The 20257-nt window shown below is 36.4% G+C and carries 19 protein-coding genes and 1 pseudogene; 6 read left to right on the top strand and 14 right to left on the bottom strand.

The window, feature by feature from the left end; genetic code table 11:
• Positions 1-261 precede the first annotated feature (261 nt).
• The gene (locus SAY88_RS03965; protein WP_332629463.1) at positions 262-1380 is read right to left on the bottom strand and encodes an NAD(P)/FAD-dependent oxidoreductase; all 1119 of its coding nucleotides are present in this window, start codon (positions 1378-1380) and stop codon (positions 262-264) included.
• Positions 1381-1575: 195 nt separating this feature from the next.
• Between SAY88_RS03965 and SAY88_RS03960 the strand changes: the two genes are divergently transcribed.
• Positions 1576-1662 carry a YjcZ family sporulation protein gene (locus SAY88_RS03960; protein WP_332629735.1) on the top strand — a complete coding sequence of 29 codons (87 nt, stop codon included), beginning with the start codon at positions 1576-1578 and terminating at the stop codon, positions 1660-1662.
• Positions 1663-1706: 44 nt separating this feature from the next.
• Here SAY88_RS03960 and SAY88_RS03955 read toward each other — a convergent pair whose 3' ends face one another.
• Together SAY88_RS03955 and SAY88_RS03950 are read right to left on the bottom strand one after the other, a co-directional pair.
• Positions 1707-2906, bottom strand: a complete 1200-nt coding sequence (locus SAY88_RS03955) for an L-lactate MFS transporter (RefSeq protein WP_332629462.1) — start codon at positions 2904-2906, stop codon at positions 1707-1709.
• A 290-nt stretch (positions 2907-3196) separates the two neighbouring features.
• Positions 3197-3838, bottom strand: coding sequence for a hypothetical protein (locus SAY88_RS03950; RefSeq protein ID WP_332629461.1), 642 nt, complete (start codon positions 3836-3838; stop codon positions 3197-3199).
• A gap of 224 nt (positions 3839-4062) precedes the next feature.
• Here SAY88_RS03950 and SAY88_RS03945 point away from each other — a divergent pair, with 224 nt between their 5' ends.
• Positions 4063-4752: a sporulation protein gene (locus SAY88_RS03945; protein WP_332629460.1), complete on the top strand. Its 690-nt coding sequence runs from the start codon at positions 4063-4065 to the stop codon at positions 4750-4752.
• A 40-nt stretch (positions 4753-4792) separates the two neighbouring features.
• Here SAY88_RS03945 and SAY88_RS03940 read toward each other — a convergent pair whose 3' ends face one another.
• A complete protein-coding gene (locus SAY88_RS03940) occupies positions 4793-5149 on the bottom strand; it encodes a hypothetical protein (RefSeq protein ID WP_332629459.1) in 357 nt (118 codons plus the stop codon).
• 67 nt (positions 5150-5216) lie between these two features.
• On the bottom strand, positions 5217-5891 hold the full coding sequence (locus SAY88_RS03935) for a BUD32 family EKC/KEOPS complex subunit (protein WP_332629458.1): 675 nt from the start codon (positions 5889-5891) through the stop codon (positions 5217-5219).
• 335 nt (positions 5892-6226) lie between these two features.
• Here SAY88_RS03935 and SAY88_RS03930 point away from each other — a divergent pair.
• Positions 6227-6612: pseudogene (locus SAY88_RS03930) on the top strand (DUF3231 family protein).
• Between the two features lie 75 nt (positions 6613-6687).
• Here SAY88_RS03930 and SAY88_RS03925 read toward each other — a convergent pair.
• Positions 6688-6876 (bottom strand): hypothetical protein, encoded by a 189-nt coding sequence (locus tag SAY88_RS03925; protein ID WP_250097170.1) that lies wholly within the window; start codon positions 6874-6876, stop codon positions 6688-6690.
• Positions 6877-7358: 482 nt separating this feature from the next.
• Here SAY88_RS03925 and SAY88_RS03920 point away from each other — a divergent pair, with 482 nt between their 5' ends.
• Positions 7359-8135 (top strand): LysM peptidoglycan-binding and 3D domain-containing protein, encoded by a 777-nt coding sequence (locus SAY88_RS03920; protein ID WP_332629457.1) that lies wholly within the window; start codon positions 7359-7361, stop codon positions 8133-8135.
• A gap of 89 nt (positions 8136-8224) precedes the next feature.
• Here the strand turns inward: SAY88_RS03920 and SAY88_RS03915 are convergent, their stop codons facing one another.
• Both SAY88_RS03915 and SAY88_RS03910 read right to left on the bottom strand, forming a co-directional pair.
• The gene (locus SAY88_RS03915; RefSeq protein WP_332629456.1) at positions 8225-8917 is read right to left on the bottom strand and encodes a hypothetical protein; all 693 of its coding nucleotides are present in this window, start codon (positions 8915-8917) and stop codon (positions 8225-8227) included.
• Between the two features lie 198 nt (positions 8918-9115).
• Positions 9116-9862, bottom strand: coding sequence for a Cof-type HAD-IIB family hydrolase (locus SAY88_RS03910; protein ID WP_332629455.1), 747 nt, complete (start codon positions 9860-9862; stop codon positions 9116-9118).
• A gap of 273 nt (positions 9863-10135) precedes the next feature.
• Between SAY88_RS03910 and SAY88_RS03905 the strand changes: the two genes are divergently transcribed.
• Positions 10136-10381: an HPr family phosphocarrier protein gene (locus SAY88_RS03905; RefSeq protein WP_332629454.1), complete on the top strand. Its 246-nt coding sequence runs from the start codon at positions 10136-10138 to the stop codon at positions 10379-10381.
• 67 nt (positions 10382-10448) lie between these two features.
• Here the strand turns inward: SAY88_RS03905 and SAY88_RS03900 are convergent, their stop codons facing one another.
• The 5 genes from SAY88_RS03900 to SAY88_RS03880 all read right to left on the bottom strand — a co-directional run bounded on the left by SAY88_RS03900 (position 10449) and on the right by SAY88_RS03880 (position 16764).
• Positions 10449-10697, bottom strand: coding sequence for a hypothetical protein (locus SAY88_RS03900; protein WP_332629452.1), 249 nt, complete (start codon positions 10695-10697; stop codon positions 10449-10451).
• A gap of 94 nt (positions 10698-10791) precedes the next feature.
• Positions 10792-12138: a flavin monoamine oxidase family protein gene (locus SAY88_RS03895; RefSeq protein ID WP_332629451.1), complete on the bottom strand. Its 1347-nt coding sequence runs from the start codon at positions 12136-12138 to the stop codon at positions 10792-10794.
• 223 nt (positions 12139-12361) lie between these two features.
• Positions 12362-13681: a S8 family peptidase gene (locus tag SAY88_RS03890; protein ID WP_332629449.1), complete on the bottom strand. Its 1320-nt coding sequence runs from the start codon at positions 13679-13681 to the stop codon at positions 12362-12364.
• A 201-nt stretch (positions 13682-13882) separates the two neighbouring features.
• Positions 13883-16486: a bifunctional acetaldehyde-CoA/alcohol dehydrogenase gene (gene adhE, locus SAY88_RS03885; RefSeq protein ID WP_332629448.1), complete on the bottom strand. Its 2604-nt coding sequence runs from the start codon at positions 16484-16486 to the stop codon at positions 13883-13885.
• Between the two features lie 50 nt (positions 16487-16536).
• On the bottom strand, positions 16537-16764 hold the full coding sequence (locus SAY88_RS03880; RefSeq protein ID WP_332629447.1) for a hypothetical protein: 228 nt from the start codon (positions 16762-16764) through the stop codon (positions 16537-16539).
• A 231-nt stretch (positions 16765-16995) separates the two neighbouring features.
• Between SAY88_RS03880 and SAY88_RS03875 the strand changes: the two genes are divergently transcribed.
• The gene (locus tag SAY88_RS03875; RefSeq protein WP_332629445.1) at positions 16996-17346 is read left to right on the top strand and encodes a hypothetical protein; all 351 of its coding nucleotides are present in this window, start codon (positions 16996-16998) and stop codon (positions 17344-17346) included.
• Between the two features lie 86 nt (positions 17347-17432).
• Here SAY88_RS03875 and SAY88_RS03870 read toward each other — a convergent pair whose 3' ends face one another.
• Positions 17433-20129 (bottom strand): GTP-binding protein, encoded by a 2697-nt coding sequence (locus tag SAY88_RS03870; RefSeq protein WP_332629444.1) that lies wholly within the window; start codon positions 20127-20129, stop codon positions 17433-17435.
• Positions 20130-20257: the final 128 nt, after the last annotated feature.

Here is a 20257-nt window from a genome sequence, read left to right as displayed (position 1 = left end):
AACCTCCTGCGAATTACTTGTTTTTGTTACAATGCCTATCTTAGACCCTTTGCAAGTATCTGTATAGTCAATCCACTGCTTTTTCATTTATAAAGAACACTTTTACAACTTTTGCGAGATCACTAGATAATTCTCTGTTCCTATTTGTTTATTTACGCACATGTTTTCGTGATTTTTTTAGTGAGTACCATATTCGCTTGAATCAATACGAATAAAAGAACCGAGTTTGTCTCGGTTCTCTAATACGATATAACAACCTTTTTATATTTTGATTGCTCCAGCAACATCATACAACTCAAAATCAATGCTTGTTTCTTTACCAAGTGCTGCCTTCGCAAGCTCGGCACCAACATACGGACCAACTGTTAACCCAGAAGCTCCTAATCCGTTCGCAACCAAAATCCCTTGGAAATTTGGGATTGGTCCAATGACAGGAAGGAACCCTGGTGCTACCGGTCTGAAACCTACCTTTGTTTCAAGTACCGTACTATTTGCTAACCCTGGTGCAACCATCAGTGCCTTTTCAAAAATTTCATGCATTCCGGCAACCGTCACACGTGTATCATAACCGACGTCATCTTCATGCGTCGCTCCCACAACCACTCGACTGCCTTCAAAAGCTAATAAGTACTGATTCGTTGGTGGCATGACAACGGGCCACGAATCCGTATTTGTTTCAGGTAATTCTAAATGAACAATTTGTGCTTTCTGGGGTTTGATTAAGAAGTCTATCCCTAACGGCTTACATAGTTCTTTTACCCAAGCACCCGTTGTGATAATAACTTGGTCGGCCAAATGTATCTTGTCCTCAACCTGAACACCTGTCACTTGAGTTCCATTTCGTGTTAGCTTTGCATCACCCTTTATATATGTAGCTCCTCGTTTTTTGGCAGCATGAATTAATGCATCACATAGTGCTTTCCCGTTTACACGAGCTGCACCACTCACATGAACAGATCCATATTCACCTGATAGAGGTGGAAAGAGTGATTTCGTTTCAGTAGGAGTCAAGCGTGTAATCTCACCAATTTCAGGTGCATCTTCACGACGTTTTCTAACCCTTTCTTCCATCTTATCTAATTTATGTTCATCTGTATGAAGGCTGATTGCACCAACTTTTGCATAACCTGTCTCTGTTTCACCATCTTCTTCTAATTGTTTAATTAGCTCCGGATAATATTTTGCCCCACCTTTTGCTAACTGGTACCATGCTTGATTGCGACGCTGAGATAACCATGGACAAACAATTCCAGCAGCAGCATCTGTTCCTTTGCCTTTGTCATGTCTATCAACAATTGTTACATTAGCTCCCGCCTTCACAAGATGATAAGCGGTCGCAGCACCTAAAATTCCCGCTCCAACTACAATAAATGTTTTCATCTACTACACCTTTTCTCTGTTTTTCTACATATATTTAATTTTACAAAATCCTTCCATGAACCTCAAACATGGTCTCATTTCAATCGCATTACGAGGTTATAGCCTATTCTATTCAAATGCATGATATCCGCCCACCCATTTTGATCTTCACTACATAAGGTAGGAGTGTACCAACTCAAAAGGAGGAATTCACTTATGAGTCACGTTACAGGAAGCAGCTTCACATTAATCGTTGTATTGTTCATTTTATTAGTTATTGTAGGTTCTTCATACGTATATTAAGAATAATAAGAGGCAAGGGCGAAACGCCCTTGCCTCTTTCTAAATTAAGATGCTTGCTTAACGATTTCACTTACAACTTTCTTTTTCGGAACAGATACTAACTTTGCCATAACAAGAGCTAACGCACAAAACAAGGCTGAAAGTAAAAATGCTTGTGTCAACGGAATTGTTTTTACAATAATCGGTCCTGCAAAAGCAGAAATTCCGTACGCTTGATACATAAGCCCATAATTACTTCCCATATTTCTTGTCCCATAATAATCAGCTGTAACCGAAGGAAACAGTGCCAAAAAGCCCCCAAAGCAAAAACCAATTAATGAAACTGAAAGTAAAAAGGTTGTATAGTTCATCATTTCTGTACTCATATAGAACATAATGAGGGCCGTTACACCATAAATGATCATTAACGTATTCATACGGCCAAGTGTATCTGATACTCTTCCTAATACAATTCGTCCGGCTGCGTTAAATAACGCAATCACCATAACAGCATTTGCAGCTTTTTCGATATCCAAGTTAACAATATCAACGCCAATATCAACAGCAAAACTTATGACCATTAACCCGGACATACTTCCAAACAAGAACATAAACCATAATAAGTAAAATTGATATGTCCCTAGCATTTGTTTCGGTGAAAAATTGTTACTTAATTCTGGTATTGCTTTAGAAGAAGTTCTCGTAAACTCTTCAACAGGTGGATTTTTAAGTAACTGCGCACCTGCAACAACTAAAATCAAATAAATAAAACCTAGATACAAGAATGTTGACGAAACACCCATCCCCTCAATTAGCCATTCAATAATAGGTTTAAAAATTAATCCACCTAATCCAAAGCCAGCTACGGCGACCCCACTAATTAAACCTCTCTTATCAGGAAACCACTTCACACAGGCTGATAAGGGACATACATAAGTCATTCCAATTCCAATTCCACCAATTACGCCATAAAAGAAATATAATTGGAATAAAGTTGTTGCTTGACTAGCTAGGATTAACCCAAGCCCAAGTAATACCCCACCAATCGTCGCAACCCATCTTGGACCAATTTTATCTTGTAACCTTCCAGCAAAGATCGTTGCTAACGCAAACGTTGCAATTGTTATGGAGAATGTCACAACAACATCTTCCCTTGCCCAACCAAACTTATTCATTAATGGTTGGTTAAATAAGCTCCACGCGTACACAGCTCCTAAATTAATTTGAATAATAATTGCTCCTAATACGACGAACCATCTATTCATCTCATATCCTCCCTAGCAAGAATCCTCATTATTAGAATTGTTTGAAAACAAAATAAAAGAGACCAACGGTGATAAATTATCATCGTTGGTCTCTTCAGTACTCACATTGTGTTTACTTTAGCAACCAAATATATATATATTACGTTTCTAACAAACAATTCTAAGCAAATTACTATAGATTTCTCATACCCTTGTTCTTCTCGTGAACATTGATCAAAGCTACCTTAATAATTGTCGAAAAATCATTCTTAACTCATTATATGGGAAAAGTTCTATTACTGTCAATGAAGCTATGAAACTGGTTTTTGCCCTTTTCCTAAAATTGTTACTATAGCATACGTGAGGATAACAACTGCTTCAAAGACATAGATCATGCTCCATAAATAAGATAGTAAGAAATAAGCTGGACTTGTTAACAAGTTGTAATCAACAACACCAAACCAACTATTTGTAATGAAATACACATATTCTTGAAAATGATTAAAATAAGAACGATCTGACATATACCAAATAATATGAATGAGACAAAATGCAATTGTATGATAGAAAAACAGCGAACAGCGATAGGTTATATGTTTCTTAACATCTGCATGTCCTTCAGAAGTTCGATGATCTGTATTTCGCCCTCGATCAAATTTCCGCTTTATAAATTGATCTAACCGAGCAAAATCTGAACTCCCTAACGTACAAGCATATGTAATAAAAAGGACAATAACAATTTGAAAAAAAGAAATCTCTCCCGTAAAGTAAAAATCAATTCCTCCAAGCAGAATTTGAAAAATATTAATTCCCACTATAAACACTAACCACATCTGACTTAATCGATCAAAACGTAGCCAATATCTGCTAAGCAAAAACAGAAAAACTAAAACCCATGTAATCCCCTCAGACACTACAAATAAAAACCAACCATTTTCATGTATATAGGACACTTTCGTACTCCTTCCTATTCATGCTTGTCTTGATAAGTATGATGGAAAGAAGCGTCTAATGCGCAGTTCCTACGATTTTATACAGAGCACTTATAAAAGTGTAAAGTACATACGAACTTTAATCATCTTGAGCACAAGAACTTCCATCACTTTCTGCATATGTTATAGAGCCAATACTTCAAATTAGCAAAAACTGATTGATAGTGAAATAGGGAGTGATTTACATGCTAAAGAAACTGCTATCGTCAATAGGAATAGGTTCTGCAAAAGTGAATACGGTGTTATTTCATAGGGAAATTGAACGTGGCAAGGAAGTAACGGGAGAGGTTCATATATTTGGAGGAAAGGTAATACAAAGTATTTCAGAGGTAAATATTCATGTCGATACTGAGTTTCAAAGAAACGATGATGACATGACAGAAATTCACGAAATGACCGAACCCATTCATGAAGTGAAAATTATTGATCCCCTCCTTATCAAGCCTAACGAAGAAAAAGTAATTCCATTTTCTTTTACTTTGCCTCACTTTACTCCCATTACCTTTTGTGATCAAAAGGTTCACATACACACTGAATTGAATATTAATTTTTTTAACCACCCTGCAGACGAACATAACTTCATTGTCTTTGACCCTTTTATTAATGAAATATTGCATCATCTTACTCAGAACGGGTTTCGCCATACTGTAAACAGCGGACTGTGTCATCGTAAAGCCCCTACGAAATCAAACCCTACTCATTGCCTACAAGTATTTGAATTAGTTAACGAACAGGATAAAAAAATATATTTTGTTGGCAACGAAAAGGATATAATCATTAACATTATTGAAGGGGATCAAGTAAGGCAAATAGCTATGGATCGAGAGGGGGATATTCCCAAACAATTACTTGGGATCAAGAGGTCTAAATTGTAGTTGCAGGAGCGGATGAATGGTTGCTCCTGCATTTCTTTCGTTACTTAGTGATATTCTTTTCTCTGTTAATTTTCCGCTGGAAAAAGACAAAAATTGGAAGAGGAATGAAAATCCAGCCTAAACTTTTAATTAAACCATTAAGAGCTGATTGTTTTTGATATTCTATCTTCTGTTTCAGCATTGCATCGTACTGAGCTATCAGGTCACTTTCACTTATGGAGGCCTCGTGATCTGTTTCATTTTTATGCTCCCTCATGCTTTTGTAGTCTTCAAATGTTTCTATATATATATTTGGAGATATATAATCAGCCACAGACATGAAGGCAAACACCCCTCCACTTATCACCATAATTAACGTAATAAAGGCAACTGCGTAATGATATACCTGTTTCACCATCTCACCTTTCTCCTCTCAAAAATCTCGTTTTTATAAAAACGAAACTATTCTTTAAAAGGTTACAGCACTATGCTCCCATTTGTAGCCATTTCGACAGCGTTTTTATTAATTTATCCGTGTTAAAGTGAGCTGGATCAGACTGATTATATGTCCTTTTAGCCATTTCTAAAATGGAATGCGGAATTTTCTTTCCAGCAATGACTTCATAATATTTGTGATAGCCTTTTTTTATAAGCTCCCACCTATGGTCACTTCCAGGATGTAAATATTCAGATACATCAATTAATTTTGCTCTGCCTTCTGTAAGTATCATATTTTTCAAATGAATATCTCGAGGGTTTAATCCACAATCCAATGCATACATTCTTGCTTTTTCGATATCATTGATTGCTAGTTTCGGGATTTCAATTCCATTTGCTAGACATTCATAAAATGTCACCCCTTTTATGAAGCTAAGCACTAGAAAATTGGCGCCACTTCCGTGATACATTGGAAAGAAAGGTGATTTACCTAACCTTTCATAAACAGTTCTTTCAGCCTCTAATTTCAATAGCTTATCATCACTGAATACTTTAAAGGCATAAGTAGGAACTACTTTTGATCTAAATACAGCAGCATCGGTCCCGATACCGATACAGTCATAATTATTAGGGATCCCTTTAACAGACACCAGTTGGTTATTCACATTTGAATGTACCGCAACTTCACTTAATGACTTTACCGTATGCTCCCACTTTTCCATAACTGCTTTCTCCTCCTTTTATGACGCAAAGATATATAACAAAAAAACCTTTACTGTATGAAGTAAAGGTTTTTTGACATGAAAGGACCTTTACCAACTACAAGTAAAGGTCTTGCTAACAACTTCCGTTGCCAGCAAAGCCGAGAGTAATAACTCTGTGATGACGACTTTGCTGTAAAAGCTACTCCCCTTTAAGGATTCGTATTTAATTATTTTCTCAAGAATAAAACAATTTGTTCTATACGTCAATTATATTTTTACACTCTCATAATTCTTCTTTTTGTTGGAAAGGTTATGAGTAGATTATTTATTTTCCAAAAGAGGTGACCTAGGGTATGGACAAACCCATCTTAACAGCTTCAGAAATCGGAATGCTTTGGACACAATACATACAAAATAGCATGACTATCCAGATCATGAAACATTTCCAGTCAACAGTTCAGGACAAGGATATTAAATTCCTCGTTGAAAAAAGCTTAATGGTAACTGAAAACGTGGAAAGTGAGATAGGAACAATTTTTCACTTGGAACTACAACCTATTCAACTGCTTCAACAGCGAGTATGAGATATGACTTAATCGGCCTTTACCAAAAACTATCTGTTGAAGTTGCTGCTTATGCAAAAGACGGATTAGATATTATGTTAAAAAACAACTGGCTAGAAGAACCTCCTCAATCAAGTGACCGAAAACAATTAATAAAAAAAGGAACTCCTTCATAAGAGAATGAGTTTTAATTAATAGCCTCGCCTACTGCAGGCGCTTGTCCTACATGAGGTTATCACGTTCTACCCGATTTATTCGTTTTTGCCATAATGTTGTTTATGCATTTCTAATGCTAGTTCTTGTAAATATTTTGGGATTTGATTAGGCTTCTCACAATTACTGCAATATACTTGGTGAGCTATCCAAAAGTATTCCCTCATGATGTGCTCTACAATTGGCTTGGGCATCCCACAATGATCACAAAACATAATATAATCCATTGCTTACCCTCCTTAGCACATATTGTTGAAACTGTTCCTTCGTCAACTTTTTTGCACTTACTTCTATTTATTTTCAGCTTATTCATAGATGTATAGGCATATGATTTCTTTTTCAAAAAAATTCTGTCACTTAAATTTGCATGTTCTTTCTACTTAAATTATAACAAAAATAAATAGAATTGTCTTAAAATTCTTACCTATCATTACATGGTGACTTATTCCACCTTTAGTCTATTGAAGATAGATTTCCTGCAATAGCTGCAAATTTATGCGCCGTACTTACGAGCTTAGTAGTGATAACACCAATTTTTTACCATATTCCAAACAAGATTTACTCAGCAGATGACCAAATTTGTACATAATTTCCCATACCTCTGTTACATTCGTAATCTAATTGTTACTAGCTTGTTCTTTGTCTCGAGAAAATCCATGATAGAATCAGTTCAGTAAGTTACATAATGAATTTTGGAGGTATTCTATTTATGAGAAAAAGCATCGTTTCATTAGTAACAGCAGCGGCACTCGTTGGATCTTTAGGGTTTGGAATGAGCGCGTCAGCAGAAGAAGTAACCGTCAATAAGGGAGATACGTTGTGGTCAATTGCCAATAATAAAAATATTCAATTAGATGAGTTAAAAGAGTGGAACAGTCTTTCTAGTAATCTTATATTCCCAGGGGATCGTCTACAAGTTTCTCGCCCTGGAAAAGAAAAAGCAGAGTCAACGAACGAGCAAGAGAAATATACTATTAAAAGAGGAGATACCCTCACTTCAATCGCTCGAAAGTTTGATGGAGTAACAACTAGTCAGATACAAGAGTGGAATCAAATCTCTAACCCTAACATAATCATTGCTGGTCAGACTCTTACAATTAATGGATCAGCTAAAGAGGCAACTCAAACAAGTGAACAAACACAAAAAACAGAAACATCACCAACATCAAACAATTCCAACACTAATGAGGATGTTGCCCAAGAGCTAACGATGACTGCAACAGCCTATACAGCATCATGTAATGGCTGCTCCGGAATAACTGCAACAGGTTTGAACCTAATTGATAACCCAGATAAAAAAGTGATCTCCGTTGATCCGTCTGTCATCCCATTAGGTTCAAAAGTCTATGTTGAAGGATACGGACATGCAATAGCTGGTGATACTGGCGGAGCCATTAAAGGAAACAAAATTGATTTATTCATCCCAAATCAGCAAGATGCTATTAACTGGGGTGTACAAGAAGTAAATGTAAAAGTTTATCATTAATTCCAAACGATTTTTCTCCGGAAGTTAGGAACAGAGTAAGGGGGTATCCCAAAGGTCATAAAACGATCTTTTAGGATCCCCCTTCCTACTTAGTTCGTTTCGTTTTTGCGCACAGCAAACTGTTTCTCTCCATACATATCGATGGTCAAATCATCCCAATATTCTTTTGCCCACAAGCCTTTGCTTTGTTTAAAATATAATGTTTTTTCCCCTACCATCACAGGATACAATGTATATGAACCTTGTTCTAAGATAACTTCTACTTCGTCAATTGTTGGATCATATGAAAAAAATAACTCATCTTGAGGGGCAACACTATTTAGTAAATACGTGACCATTTCTTCTTCCCAATTCTCTTCTAAAATTATGGATTCAATATTTTCAAAATGCTCGCTGTCTTCGGTTAAACTTCTAATAATCGAAACCTCATCTTCTTTTATTTCGAACAGTTCATATCGATTAACTGCGTGTGCCTCGTGTCCATATCCGAGTACATAAACATCCTCATCACTGTTGTAAAAAGTGCGCCCTTCACTTAAATATCCAATATGATCAAGCTGATAATCATTAAAAACTCGGTACGTTTCTATTGCATTTTCTGTTTGTTCGACTTGCTCGATTTCCTCGTTCTTATCAATATTTTTATCATTAGACTGTTGTTGTTCTTCTATACTTTCCTCATCATGCTGAACACTTTCACCACCAGTTGAAGCAAATATAATTAGTGCAAGGAAGACCGCTGCCAGGACACCTCCAACAAATACTAACGTTCTTTTTTTCATCGTCTCTCCCTTTCTTTTTTTGGATTTTCATATTGTATGTCAAATTCTACTAAGATTCTCATTATCCTTTAGATAATTTCTCTCTTTACTTATTTAGACGATTTTCATCTTTTTTAATCACCTAGTTCTATCTTGCATAGAAAATGGAAAGGGGTTATCCCAAAAAAGTCTGATTTTAACCTTTTGGGATACCCCTTTTTACAACACCCATTTTCGTATCGCTTTTGCTACACCATTTTCTTCATTTGTTGAAGTAACCCAATTAGCAGACTCTTTCACATATGGCTGTGCATTCCCCATTGCTACACCTATTCCAGCTTCTTTAATCATCGCTAAGTCATTTAAACTATCACCTAGTGCAAGGACATTGTCCATTGTAATTCCAATCCGATTGCACACTTTCTCGATTGCTCTTGCTTTATTAACCCCAGCAGCGTTAATCTCTAGGTTCGTAGGACTTGAATTGGTAATCTCAAGATCAGGATTTTTGGAAAGTTCCTCTAAAACGATGTTTCTCACTTGGTCATCTTTAATATCGAAGCCAAATTTCATCCATTGATGTTTAGATAAATCCTCTGGGAAAAAATCCCTCCACACATTATCAACAGAGGCAGCCCAACAAATTGTTTCGTGTGTCTGCTTTAACTTCCACATTTGTTCTATATATGACGTATTTAGCAGTTTCCTTTCAATCAATTCACCATTTTCATCCCATATTTCACTTCCATTAACGGTGATAAGATAAGAATTTAAAGAAAGAGAATTCACTAAGTCATCACATGTCATTCTCGTTCTTCCTGTGCTAATTACGACATGTACACCTTTTTCTTCAGCTTCTTTAATTGCTTTCCGATTTTCCAAAGAAATTTCTTTTTGATCATTTAAAAGAGTGCCATCCATATCAATTGCGATTAATTTGATTGGTCTATGGTCCTGTTTTTCCATTGCTGCCTCCTACTAAAAACTGTACTTATTTATATATTAACAAATTTTCAGATAAAAAGGGCGTACTCATTTAGAGGCCCCTGAAAGGAAAATCACTTTTTCAGAGCCCTCCTCATATGACCCTTCTTTTCTCTAGAGTACATTTTGAAAAGATGTAATCTTTTCTTCCATACTCTTTACAAGTTTTTTAGCATTTTTCTTAGGTTTGCAAATATATTATCAAATATATATAAAGTTACTTAGTCATTATATAAAATAAAGGGAGTGAACACCATGCGTGTAAAGGTATTACAACCTATTGTAGCGGAGACAGCTAGTCAAATTGTAAACAAAGCAAGCGAGTTTCCTGAAACCATTCTCATCAAAAAAGACCATTGGGAGATTGACGCAAAAAGTTTATTAGGGTTACTAGCCATCTCTCTACAACCGAATCAAGAAATTGAATTAAAAGTACATGACAGTAGTAAAACAGAAGGCATTGAGGCCTTGCTTTCAACAGGCTTTTTTAAAAAGATATAAAATAAGGGGGCGTCTCAAACGGTCTATTTTTGACCTATTGAGTCACCCCCTCTTCTTGATTTTTCTTTTAACTAATTTGTTCCTCGTTATTTTCTTCTTTTACCATTTTTTGTTTATTAGGAACGTACCGTAATTCATTCTTCTTCAGTAAAAACTGCATATGGTCCAGTGGCATAGAGCCATGACCTTTTCCATTACCAAGGGTAAACTGCACACTGTTTCCACTTTGACGAATAACCGTTAAAATCTCTGCTGAATTAAAATTCCCTTGAATATTTTGAGAAATTTGATAATCGGAACCTGCTATTATAGTCATTAGTCTCTCCTCTTTCCTTTTAAGGGCTTCCTTCTATGACAAGGATGTTTTATACAGTATGACTGTTTATTCCTCCACTCATACCTATACCTATTCACTTCAAACGATTTAAAACCTCACTAACTACTCTTTCTCCTGATTGAACAGCCCCCTCCATATACATTCTCCACTCAAAAGCTGTTTCTGTTCCAGCCCAATGTATTGGCCCAACTGGTTCAATAAGAGATGGTCCAAAGTGACTAATTACTCCTGTTGGAAAATGAGTCCCATATCCACCACGGGTCCACATATCAGCTGTCCAATCTTTCTCAAATACCCGAAGAGGTGAATCAGCTTCCTTTCCAAAGAAGCGAATTAACGCCTTTTTTACTAAATCATGCCGCGCTTCAGCCTTCATACTAGCTAAATCTCTAGCTGATTTACTACCTATTAAGACAGTTAATATTCCTCTTTTCTCATCTTCTGGTGAGCTGTCAATCGTCAAGTTTACTGGAGGTTGATCACTATAAACCGTTCCATTTAGTCCTAACTCCCTCCAAAAAGGTCGGTCATAAATAAAAATAAACTTTGTGACAGAAGGTAAGCCTGCTCGTTCACTTAGTTGCACTCGATCTGATGGCAGAGGTGGGTCAAAGTGAATGTTTGTAATAAAATTAGGTGGAATGGTTATGATTACTTCTGAGGTTGTCCATGACTGATTTCCGGCATAAACAACAGCTTTCTTCTCTTCGTATATAATACGTTGGACAGGGTGATCAAAATAAACAAATTTTGTAAGTGGCTCTATTAATTTATCAATAAGCTTCCCTGCACCATCTTTAAACCAAAAACTCTCTGCCGCTAACAGGTCATCTATTGAACCAGCAGACTTGATGCACCAGAAAAAGTCAAGAGCTGAGACTTCATATAATTTTGCACAGAGTAGTTCTTCTATAATTAATCTATAATAAGCCAATGCAGAGTTTGAATGTGAATGAACTTGTATAAATTCCTCTAATGTCATTTTGTCTAACTGCTTAGCGAGCTCTGAAGTCCATGGTTCATTAATTGGAATTTGTTTACTTAACTTATCTATTTTCTTTTTAAGAATCATTATATCAAGTATGGAAAACGCTGATAGTCCAGGCACATTCCCTTTTGTCTTTTTCTGCTTTCCTCTTAAGTGGAAAAGTGTTTTTCCTTTTTGATAAGTTGGTGTAAGTTGTAGCTTATATTCTTCAGCAAGCCTCATCATTCTCTTTTGACCTGGCCCAATCCATTGTGCTCCTAAGTCTATAGGAAGATTCTCTTCTGACATTGTACTATAAACCCTACCACCTGCTCTGCTTCGCGCTTCCAAAATAATAAAAGAAACATCTCTTTTTTTTAACTCGTGAGCTGCTGTTAATCCTGCTAATCCAGCACCGACAATCACGACGTCAATTTCATTTAGCCCTTGCATGAGATCTCCCTACTTTCTGTATCGAAAAAAGCTGCTCTTTAAAAGGATACGGACATTTCCATTCTTTTTATTCACTCTCACATATACTTATTTAAAAATGCAGAAATAGAGCACTGAAAGGTCAACTTTCACCAATTCAGTGCCCTCTAACAAAACTTCCCTTTATCCGGTTCTGCATACCCCTATAGGTAGGGGTCAGACCCCTCTTTACTGAGTTAGTTCACTAAAGTGAACCTTCTGCATTAATATAGCCCGCTCCATAAATATTTGGATCTCTGTTTGTCCATAAATCAGTCCCGTTAAGCAACTGTTTTTTTATTTCCACAGGTGTCAATGTTGGATCAAACTCAAGCATAAGTGCAACAATTCCTGCACAAATTGGTGTGGCCATTGATGTCCCTGACAAAATGAAATACTCAGAATTAACTCTGCTCGCTTTCTGTAATTTATCTAAATAGGATCTTGGTGAGCGTAATGAAACAATGCTCACTCCGGGAGCAAGCAAATCGGGTTTTTGAGCTCCGTAAATGGTTGGCCCACGACTTGAAAAGCTAGCGACACCATCATCACTTCGGTCAATCGTATTTCGATCATCAAGAGCTCCTACCGTGATAACTTGTTGACTTATTCCAGGACTTGCGATAGTTCTTTCTTCAGGGCCTTCATTCCCAGCCGCTACGCAAACGACAATTCCACTTTCCCAAGCGCTCTCAACGATACGAATCATCGGATCTTCACTTTCGTTTGCATATCTCTGAGCTGGAGAACCTAATGACATATTAATGACATGAATGGGCTGCTCAGGATTTCTTTCATTGTAGTCTATACACCACTGTACTCCTTGCATGACCGTTTCCAACGATCCAGAACCTATTTTATTTAATACTTTTACCCCAATCACATTTGCACCAGGTGCTGGACCCATATAAACACCTGACGAGGCTGCCCCGTTACCAACAGCATCTCCAGCACAATGAGTACCATGTCCGTTGTCATCATACGGCTCGCTTCTTTGATTGATAAAGTCAACAAAATCAATGATCCTTCCCGAAAGATCATTGTGAGGGTAAATACCTGTATCAATAACCGCAACTGTTATTCCTTTTCCTGTCAGTTCTGTTCCATTTCGAACGACATTTCTAGCCTTCGCAGAGATCACTGCTGTATCAAGCAAAGCGCGAACTTCACGATTTAAGGAAATCTTTTTAATTTGAGGACAGTTCATAAGCAATTCTTCTAAAACAGCAGGTGTAAGATCTGCACTACAACAAGAGATAATCTGAAATTCGTTTCTCATTTTACAACCAAGGCGGCTATTGAATATTTGATTCATATTCAAACAACCTTCTTTATAACAGCCTTCGTCAAATTCAATGATCACCCTCATTCTCCTCGTTCTTTTCAAAACACCTTCAAACATGTTATGCATGAAACAAGGTGTCCACTTAAACGGTTTATACAAATTTAAAACCTTATCACGTAATGGCTTATCCAGCTTATGTGAATACTTCCTCACCATTTGTACCATTTGAAAACCAAACAACGTTCTAACCTCCTTAGATTAAGATTATATTAGTCTATGAAGGTTTGAAAAGTTTCGGCTCGGTACTTGCCTCTCTCTAGTAAAAATATGCTAGTATCTATAAAGAAACTGCTAACAATAAAACAATCTATTCCCCAATCTAAAAGAAGGTGTTCCACTGATCCTTCTAGACCTTGGAACACCCTAGTTAACTATTTATACTTACACACCCTTATACGCTAAACGATAGACTTCAGCTAATTCACTTACTAGAGGCAATTTCGGATTCGCCGTTGTACATTGGTCTTCAAATGCACGCTCCGCTAGATAGTTGACTTTGCTTTCAAATTCCTTCTCATTGACTCCATTTTCTTTAATGCTCATAGGAATATCCATTTCTTTTGCTAGCTTAATAATGGCTTGAATGAGACTCTCGACTCCCTCTTCTGTCGTTGCTGATGGTAAGCCTAGTACTCTAGCAATCTCTGCATAGCGCTTGTCTGCCACAAAGTGTTCGTATTTTGGAAATGCTGCAAATTTCGTTGGCTTTTTCGCATTATAACGAATAACATGTGGCATTAAAATTGTGTTTGAACGGCCGTGAGCAATATGGAACTCAGCTCCTAATTTATGAGCCAAACTATGATTAATGCCAAGGAATGCATTCGCAAAGGCCATTCCTGCAATGGTTGATGCATTATGCATTTTCTCACGCGCTACCTCGTCACTGCCATTACGATAAGCACGAGGTAAATATTCAAACACTAGCTGAATGGCTTTAATTGCTAAACCATCTGTATAGTCGTTTGCCATAATAGACACATAAGCTTCAATCGCATGGGTTAACACATCCATTCCTGTATCTGCCGTTACGTGTTTAGGAACAGTCATAACAAATTGCGGATCGATAATGGCCACATCAGGAGTTAACTCATAATCAGCTAACGGATACTTAATGTTTTGGTTTTTATCAGTAATAACTGAAAATGATGTCACTTCAGAACCTGTACCAGACGTTGTAGGAATCGCAACAAATTGAGCCTGTGTTCCTAATTTTGGATATTTAAATACGCGCTTTCTAATATCAAGAAACTTTTGTTTCAAACCCAGAAAATCTGTATCTGGATGTTCGTAAAATAACCACATTCCTTTTGCAGCATCCATTGCAGATCCTCCACCAAGAGCGATAATGCAATCCGGCTCAAAACTTCTCATCATTGCTGCACCTTTTTCTACCGTTTCGATAGATGGATCAGGCTCCACTTCAGAAAAGATCTCGCAATGGACATAGTCTGGTCTTTGACGTAAATAATGCAACACTTTATCGACGTATCCAAGCTTAACCATACCAGGATCAGTAACAATGAACGCTTTTGTAATATTAGGCATGACCGCTAAATATTGTGTTGAATGTTTCTCAAAATACACTTTCGGTGGAATTTTAAACCATTGCATATTTGCATTCCTCCGAGCTACTTTTTTTACATTTACTAAGTTAACTGTCCCAACATTTGAAGATACAGAGTTCTTCCCATAAGAACCACAACCAAGCGTGAGTGATGGTAAGAAGGCGTTATAAATGTCGCCAATCGCACCTTGAGAAGAAGGGGCATTTGCAATAATTCGGCATGCTTTCATTCTCATACCAAATTGTCGGATTACATCTTCGTTGTTTGTATGAATGACAGCAGAGTGTCCTAGACCACCAAATTCAAGCATTTCTTCCGCTCGTTTCAATCCTTCTGCTGTGGAGCGTACACGATAGCACGCAAGGACTGGGCTAAGCTTCTCTCTAGATAATGGATACTGTGGTCCAACACCTTTAAGTTCCGCCAGCAAGATCTTTGTATCTTCTGGGACCGTAACACCAGCTAAATTTGCAATAAATGCAGCTGGCTTTCCAACGATATCTGGATTTACAGCGCATGTTGTTTCATTAATCACCAGCTTCTCTACTTTTGCGCGCTCCTCTTCGTTTAAGAAGTAACATTTATTATTAGTTAACTCCCGTTTTACTTCTTGATAGATGGCATCATCAATAATAACCGCTTGCTCAGATGCACAAATCATCCCATTATCAAATGTTTTTGATAGGATCAAATCATTTACTGCTCGCTTGACGTTCGCTGTTTTTTCGATATAGCAAGGAACGTTACCTGGACCAACTCCAAGCGCAGGCTTCCCTGTACTATAAGCTGATTTAACCATTCCAGCGCCTCCTGTGGCTAGTACCAATGCTGTCCCTTCATGGTTCATTAATGCCTTCGTTGCTTCAATTGAAGGTGTTTCAATCCATTGGATACAATGTTCGGGTGCACCAGCTAAAATCGCTGCATCTCGTAATACTCTTGCCGCTTCGCTACTACATTTTTGTGCAGAAGGATGAAAAGCAAAAATAATTGGGTTTCTCGTTTTAATTGCTATGAGTGCTTTAAACATCGTTGTAGATGTTGGATTGGTAACAGGTGTAACGCCGGCTACAACTCCAACTGGTTCAGCAATTTCAATCAAACCATCATGTTCGTTTTCATGAATGATTCCGACCGTTTTGTCATATTTAATGTTATGGTACACATATTCTGTAGAAAACAAATTCTTAATAATCTTATCCTCATATACACCACGATTTGTTTCTTCAAAAGCAAGCTTCGCTAATTCCATATGATGTTCAAGTCCAGCCAAAGCCATTTTCTTCACAATCTCATCAACTTGCTCTTGATTAAACGTTAAAAATTCTTTTAAGGCTTTTTTTCCATTGTCAACTAACTGATCTACCGCTTTTAATACATCCGTTTTTTCTACTAATTGTTTTTGATCTACAACCATGCTAAAACCCTCCATTTGTGAAACTTTTCACATATATAATTTTAAAAAAATTATGCGCAAACTGGATTTCGAGGAATCTTTGTAACAGAAATATCAGCAATCATTCTTGTACCCTTTTTTATAATACATACATAGTTGACTGTCCAAATGTAAGCAGGAATCTCTTCATCATCCTCAAACATCATTGCTTCAAATTCATCATTGACCAACTCCTCAAAGTCAGCCTGAGAATATGTTTCAGTATCAGTCTGAAAGTTTTTCCATTCACATAAAATCATTTCCTCCTCATCTCCTATCATTTCAAGTTGTTTCTCTTTCTAAATAGATCATACTCCCAGTCATGTACATTGAAAGTGATTTTTATCACAAATTTTAATTTTACTCAAAAATAAATTTATGACTTTTTTATTCGTTAAACAATTTAGGCATAAGCCCTGTCAACTAAGGAGTTTCTACATAGGCTATAAAAGTGTCATCTAGACTAATATACTACAGAGGAGAGCTGCCGTATGAACCCATATCAATATAACTCTCGATTTGTTCAGCAACCAAACGAGTCATCATCTTATGCCTATTATCCCCCTCGTCAACAACCACTATCTCATTACAGGCAACCAACACTAGAATCAAGAGTGGCCCAATTAGAAAGCCAAATTCAACAGCAAATAACAGAATTAACACGCCAAAACGAAGAAATTCAAAGATTAAATGCCGAAATTGGCCGAATAAACGAAGAGATCATTCGTTTAAACCAAAATGATGAGCGTCATTTTGATCGAATGACCAGGTTAAACCAACGTTTACGCACAGTCGAAAACAATCTGAATATCCCATACACTGCAGGAGAAGATGGATTTTAAAATGACTACAAAGCCCCCTAAAGAAACAGCAGGAGCATTTAATGCCCCTGCTGTTTTACATTATTATGAAAGAGTTCAGCGGCCACTTACCTTACTGCTAAGCTTTGAGTTCTGTTCAAATTCCTACACTCCATTAACTCATATTGATGAACTCGAACCTTAAATAAGGTTAGCGGATCTTTGTAAATTTCCGGATTAGCTCGTAACGAATCTAGCGCATCATTATGCCCCTCTATTTCTGATTGTGCTTCTGCGATTGCTTCGTTTAGTATACTAAACGGACTTCTATAGAATAAGTTCATATCGCGCTCTATTGACTTTCCAAATAAGTCAAACTGGAGCATATACTGATTCATAATCGTTTCGGTAACCTGCTTATACTCTTCATTTTCAATAAATTTTTTGTACATTTTAAATACTAATGCTTTATTTGTAGGAAGTACTCCAAAAAATTTCCCTGAACTTTTTAATAGAAGTTGTGAAGGTGTTAATCTTAACAAAATATTGACGTCTTCTAAATGCACACCATTTGTCATTCGGTCAACATCTCTGTACCAATCGTCAAGCACACGGAAATCACATTGCAATTTAAAGCGTTCCTTTTCATATAACCGATTAAACCCTTCAGTCATTTCCTTTAAATATGACTGACTTTGAATGAACTCGACATTACAAACTTCTAACCATTCCTGCAAGACATTCGAAAATTTTGGTAAAAATGTTTGTTCTAAATAAATGGAAATTTGCTCATTCATTTTTCTATTAAGTTCAACATGAATATTTTTAAAATCACTATCTTCCTTAATAAAACTTGAGCACTCACGCAATATTTTCGGGATGTTCACTCTTAAATTCTTTTTCATTTCATCAGTAATGACTACATATGACTCTTTTATTTCTTGTATCTTTTCTTTTTCTATATCTATTAGTTGATTAATGGCACCTGTCAGCTTTAGAACAGCTTCTTCATTCCAAGTAACAGAATTCATTAAGTTCTTTTCCATTTTTACTCGCTTTTCTAGAAGATGACCGATGGCTTCTTGAATTACCTTTAATATTTTTTCATTTCGTTCTTTTTCTATCATTCTATTTTTAAATAGACCACTTATTACTGGGTTCAAGCCGTCAAATCGTGATTCAGTTGTGTATATCTGTGCATTTGGAAAGTTCTCATTAATAGCTGCTTCTGTTTCCTCAACAATTCGTTGAACCTCTTGTTCATTATAAATGACATTCATTTTATTAATAACAAAATGAATAGATAGGCTTGGATATTCATCTTTGATTTTTGTAAGAACTTCATAATCAGATTTTGTTATTCTTGAGTTCGCATCTATGATAAACAATAACACATCAGCCATACCTACGTAGTTTTTTAATTCTTCATTCCGCTCTGTCGATAAAATGGTTAGCTTATTCTTTTCTAAAAAAGAAGCTGGCAACACATATTCAAACATTTTGTCTTGAAGATCTATGTCGCTCAATTCTTTGTTAACGGGATGAATATGACCTTCTTCAGTAATTTCTTGAAGTACCGTTTCACTAGCATTTCTAAACATAAACGTTGCAGGTAGTTCTTCACTTAATACTTCATGTCCTAGTAAATGATTGACCATAGCTGTTTTACCTTTTGTATCTGACCCTGCCACAACTAAATAATTACGATCAAAATCTACCAGTTGTTGAACCTTCCACTGTATGCGACCGCCAATTTCTAAATCATGTTCCTGTGCCCAACGAATGATAGATTCATATAACTCCAAACTTTGTACAATCGAGTCAGTTGTTGCCGATCGGTCATGACTTAAGATTGTTTTTGCTTCATTAACAGTATTTGTATTAAGATTTGATACAAATTGATTCCACGAAAGAACAGCTCCTGCGGCAGCTATAGCTTGAGATTTTGTCGCACTATGAATCCAATTGCTTAGAAAGTTAGGGACAATATGTTCAATCTCTTTAATGAAATACTTACCGGCTGTTAGATCAAAATAAGTTTGTTCATATAATTTTGATAAATCTAACCAAGATACAGTTTTGTCAATATTAAGCTGTAATAAAAGATCATTAAACTCAGTCAACCACTTGAAATATAATTTTTCACTTCTGTAGCTTTTCCAAAGTACTACAGCTAATTGTTCAAATTTCTTAACATCAATTGAATATAACGTTTTTAGAGCCTGTAAAAAATAAGATGGTTCTATTGTTTTAGTTAATTCTCTATCAATATATTTTTGAACGATTTCAAACCAATCAATAGATTCTGTTCGGATTGCTTCATTTATCGCTAAATCAATTGCACTATCCCAGTCTCTATACTCTTCAAAAAATGAACGAGCAATTTCTGTAACATCTAAATAATCTGGATTTAACGACACAACGTTTTTAATTACTTTTGCAGCTTGATCTAATTGTTGTTGATCCATATATAGTGAAAATAGTTGTAATTCTATTTCAGTTCTTAAAATCAAGTTCTCTGTATGTATGGCTAAATACCCTTCTTCAGCTTGTGAGAGTGCCCCTAACTCATAATAACTGTCAGCAATGTTTTTCATTGCCCATGACTTTAATTCACATTGAACCTTCTCCCACTTAAAAATGGCTGTTTCGTAGTCTTTATTATGATAATAGACTTCTCCTTGAGCATAGCGAATGGAGGAATTTGTTTCTTCCTCATTCTCTTCTAACATCGCTTCAGCAAGAACGGCGATTGGTTGATTTGTTCTTTCTTCTACAAAATGTTTATAGTAATGCTTTTTAATCAGTTCATTCTCTTTTCTCATATGTCGCATCCTTCCCTTGCTGTAGATATGTCTAATCACTACTATGAATTTACTTCAAACGATATTTCAATTATTATAACAGATTTTTTTGATTCCTAATGTCCGTTTGTTTTCATTTGAACGGAAAT

This window comes from Halalkalibacter flavus (assembly GCF_036663575.1).
GTDB classification, from domain to species: Bacteria; Bacillota; Bacilli; order Bacillales; family Bacillaceae_D; genus Halalkalibacter; species Halalkalibacter flavus.
The sequence above is the reverse complement of the archived record's forward strand: the minus strand, read 5'-3'. Positions and strand labels throughout refer to the sequence as shown.